At 59.3% G+C, this 4063-nt stretch carries 3 protein-coding genes; 1 reads left to right on the top strand and 2 read right to left on the bottom strand.

Annotated elements, in window-relative coordinates:
* Positions 1-521 (top strand): integrase core domain-containing protein (locus tag ACIQYF_RS23580; RefSeq protein ID WP_402866670.1); only part of this gene is annotated, 521 nt, incomplete at its 5' end.
* Between the two features lie 326 nt (positions 522-847).
* On the opposite strand, the gene ACIQYF_RS23575 is transcribed toward ACIQYF_RS23580, so the two are convergent.
* Both ACIQYF_RS23575 and ACIQYF_RS23570 read right to left on the bottom strand, forming a co-directional pair.
* Positions 848-1936 (bottom strand): IS110 family transposase, encoded by a 1089-nt coding sequence (locus ACIQYF_RS23575; protein WP_003942584.1) that lies wholly within the window; start codon positions 1934-1936, stop codon positions 848-850.
* 151 nt (positions 1937-2087) lie between these two features.
* Complete coding sequence (locus tag ACIQYF_RS23570; protein ID WP_003943361.1) at positions 2088-3353, bottom strand: IS256 family transposase; 1266 nt, start codon at positions 3351-3353, stop codon at positions 2088-2090.
* Between the last annotated feature and the right edge of the window lie 710 nt (positions 3354-4063).

Below are 4063 nucleotides of genomic sequence, written 5' to 3'. Positions count from 1 at the left end.
GCCGCGGCTCCGAGCAGGCCAAACGATCGCAGCGTCGGAAAACGAAGAACAAGCAAGCCCGGGTCGGGTACACCTATTTGCATTCCGCGATCGACGGGAACACCCGCCTGGCGTACACCGAGGCACGCGACAACGAAACCGCCGCAACAGCCATCGATTTCATGAACAACGCCCGCGTCTTCTTCGCCGCCCACGGCATCACCCGTATCGAGCGCGTGATCACCGACAACGGATCATGCTACCGGGCAGCAGATTTCACCGTTTCATTACGCGAAGCTCGGCACTACCGCATCAAGCCGTACACCCCGAAACACAACGGGAAAGTCGAACGCTACAACCGTATCCTCGCCGAAGAACTGCTGTACTCCCGCGAGTACACCAGCGAAGCTGAGCGGCGCACTGCCGTCGAAATCTGGAATGTTCACTACAATTACCACCGACCGCATTCAACACGCGGAGGACGACCGCCCGCCGCTTACCGCCGGCATCGCGTAACTAACGTCCGTGCCTCGTACAACTGATATGTAGAGAAATTTGTCAAGGGACAGGTGGAAACGGCCTCGGGAACGGCAGTTCCCGAGGCCGTTTCCGTTTCGGTCGACGGACATGAAGAACGGCGGGTGACATGTCGATATTCACGACTCGTGGTCAGACTGATATACGCGGGTTGGCTACCGCAGGACGACTGTTCGGCAGGAACGGTGCTGCTGCTCTAGGGTCGGGCGTCGCAATCGGTTCCAATTTCGGAACCTGTTGCTGCCCATAGTTGTTTTCGCAGATCGTTCCTCACGCTGCCATCACGCCCTTTGCGATTGTCTATCGACCGAAATCTAGGGGAAGGACAAGCTCAGGGCTGGTCGTCGACGACCGCCAGCGACCAACACCATCCCGCAAGTTCTCTGGCTACGGCGACATTGGCGATCACCGGACGCTTCTTACGGGCGGTGAACTGCTCCCACCGATGATGCAGGCGGTGGTTGCCGGCATGCCCACGAGCACGCGCAGCGGGGCTGGCTTTCGCCCATCGAGTGCGCATGACCTGTCCAGGGTTGCGGTAGATCTTGCGGTGATGCCATGCTGCCTCGACCAACAACCGACGTGCATGACCGTTGCCGGTCTTGGTGATCGAACCCTGTGATCGTGATGTCCCCGAAGAGTATTCACTCGGCACCAGGCCGACATAGGAACCGATGGTGCTCCCCGTAAATCGCTGCCAGTCGCCGATCTCGACCGCCAACCCGAACCCGGTCAAAGTAGAGATTCCGCGTAAACATCCCAAACGGTGCACCATCGGCGTGTAGGGACTGTTCTCCGCCATCTCCTCGATCGCCGTATCCAGTCGGTCACGGCGGCTTCGGGTGAGCAGCATCGCTTCATAGTTCGAGTCGAACGTGGCCTGCAACGCCGACTGCTCGAACCTCTGACTTCGTAGCCACACATCATGCGCACCAGTCCACGCCGCACCACCAGAATAGACAATGCCCTGCCGCAGAAGAAGTTTCGACAAGCGATGTCGGCATCGCATCAGATCCCCGCGAGCATCCTCACGGGCACGGACCAGATCTCGGGCTGCCTCTTGTTCTACCGAAGGGACCGTGACCTCGACGATCTCGTCCAGTCGGAGCAACCGCGCCAGATGCAGCGCGTCGCGAGCATCGGTCTTGACGCGGTCACCAGCAGGTCTCTGCAATTTCGACGGCGCAACCACCACGCACTCCACACCCGCTTGATTCAGAGCTCGGTACAGGCCGAATCCGGTCGGTCCGGCCTCGTAGACGGCTTTCACCGGACCCGGCAACGAACGCAACCAGGCGAGGATCTCACCGGAGTCCGGACATAATCGTTGTTTCCATACTTCACCGGTTTGACCGTCGATCGCACATGCCACTACAGACAGTGCGTGCACGTCCAATCCGACACTCGTACGCTGATACATCACCGGGGCCTCCTGCAAATGTAGGCACTACCGATCCAGGCTTCGCCTACTCGGCAACCCACGGCAACTTGCAAGCGAGTCCCCGGCCCGAAACGGGCCGACCCTCATACCGGGAGTGTCCGATTAACGGTGGATCCGACCTTGATGTCGGTTAGTTACCGTTCAGGGTGATGCGTCCTTCGAAGGTGATCGCAAACGCATTGAGCGCGGGCTTCCACCTCATTGCCCATCGTGCCTTACCTTTCCCTGTCGGGTCCAGAGCACGCGTGGCCAAGTACAAGCATTTGAGCGCCGCCTGCTCAGTCGGGAAGTGCCCACGCGCCCGTACTGCGCGCCTGTAGCGAGCGTTGACAGACTCGATCGCGTTCGTCGAGCAGATGACGCGCCTGATCTCGACGTCGTAGTCCAGGAACGGAACGAACTCACTCCACGCGTTGTCCCACATCTTGATAATCGCTGGATACTGCTGCCCCCATTTCTGCGTGAACTCAGCGAATCGTTCCCTGGCCGCAAACTCCGACGGAGCGGTGTAGACAGGTTTGAGATCACGCGCCATCGCATCCCAATATTTACGAGAGGCAAAGCGAAAAGTGTTGCGTATCAGATGAATAATGCACGTCTGCACCACAGCGAGTTCCCAGACGGTGTTGATCGCTTCAGGCAATCCTTTGAGTCCGTCGCACACAACGATGCAGACGTCCGCCACACCACGGTTCTTGATCTCGGTCAGGACCGAGAGCCAGAACTTTGCGCCCTCTCCGCCCTCGCCGGCCCAGATCCCGAGGATGTCGCGTTCGCCATTGACGGTGACGCCGATCGCGACATACATCGGCCGGTTGGTGACCTGCCCATCGCGAACCTTCACGTGCACCGCATCGATGAACATCACCGGATACACCCGATCAAGTGGCCGGTTCTGCCACTCCGTCATTTCCCCGACGACCTTGTCGGTGATCCGCGAGATCGTGTCCTTCGACACCGACGCTCCGTAAATATCTTGAAAGTGCGCGGATATCTCGCCGGTCGTCAAACCCTTTGCCGTCAATGACAATACGATCTCATCGATACCCGTCAAGCGTCGCTGACGCTTCTTAACAATCTGCGGGTCGAACGAAGAATCGACGTCGCGTGGCACTTCGATCTCCACCGGCCCGATCTCAGTGAGCACCGTCTTCGAACGGGTACCGTTCCTCGAGTTGCCGCTGCCGCGGCCGGCGGCATCGTGCTTCTCGTAGCCCAGGTGCTCGGTCATCTCCGCGTCTAACGCGGTCTCTAGGACGTTTTTGGTGAGTTGATTGAGGAGTCCGTTCGGGCCCATCAACTCCACGCCCTGCTCCTTGGCCTGAGCCAGGAGCTGCTCGGCCAACTGCTTCTGATCCACCTCAGTCTCTGCCATGGGATCAAGTGTTTCGGTCATCGTCGATCCTTCCCGCCAAGCTCAGCTCGGCGTGTTGAATCAAGGACCGGATCCACCGTTATTCAGACAGTCCCCTCATACCGTCTAGGGCTGCGGCGCAGTGGTGTGCCGGGCCTACGTGTGTGAGGTTCGGGTGTAGTTGTGGGCTGCTCGTCGTGGACGGCATCACGAACCTGGCTGTAGTGCCTTGGTCAGGATGATCGTCGTTGCCGAGTTATCGGGTGCGTCGGCGGCTGTGGAGGGAAACTGTTCGAGAACGACGTCGTCGACCAGCCTGTGGAGGACGAACCAATGGAACGAGGTGGTGCTGGTGTCGATCGGTGCCGTCGTCGCGGCGAGAATTACTCGCAGGTGCTCGTTATCGATGTCGAACGTGCAGGTGAGGAAGCTGGAGGGTAGGGCATGGTCCAGGAGAATGCCGGCGGCTTCGTCGATCGCGAGAACTAGGTCGGTCAGTGAGACGGAAAGCGGTGCACCCTATGCTGGTTTCCCGCCGATGATCTGGGGGATGTCACGTCGGCGGGACGGCTCAATCCTGTACCCCGAGTTTTCCCGAGTTCGTTTGCTTTACTTCAGGCACTCGAAGACGAGTGGTCGCCGGAGCAGATTGTCGGGCATCTGAGACTGCATCACAGCGGTGACGAGGAGTTGGCGATCAGCCACGAGACGATCTACCGCTCGATCTACACTACTCGGTGGGATGTGATTCC

It is taken from the genome of Pseudomonas sp. NPDC096917, assembly GCF_044762555.1.
Taxonomy (GTDB): Bacteria; Pseudomonadota; Gammaproteobacteria; order Pseudomonadales; family Pseudomonadaceae; genus Aquipseudomonas.
The sequence above is the reverse complement of the archived record's forward strand: the minus strand, read 5'-3'. Positions and strand labels throughout refer to the sequence as shown.

Bases quoted from the DNA above. Each gene is read 5' to 3' on its own strand.
- ACIQYF_RS23570 (WP_003943361.1), bottom strand. From the start codon at position 3,353: ATGACCGAAACACTTGATCCCATGGCAGAGACTGAGGTGGATCAGAAG.
- ACIQYF_RS23575 (WP_003942584.1), bottom strand. From the start codon at position 1,936: ATGTATCAGCGTACGAGTGTCGGATTGGACGTGCACGCACTGTCTGTA.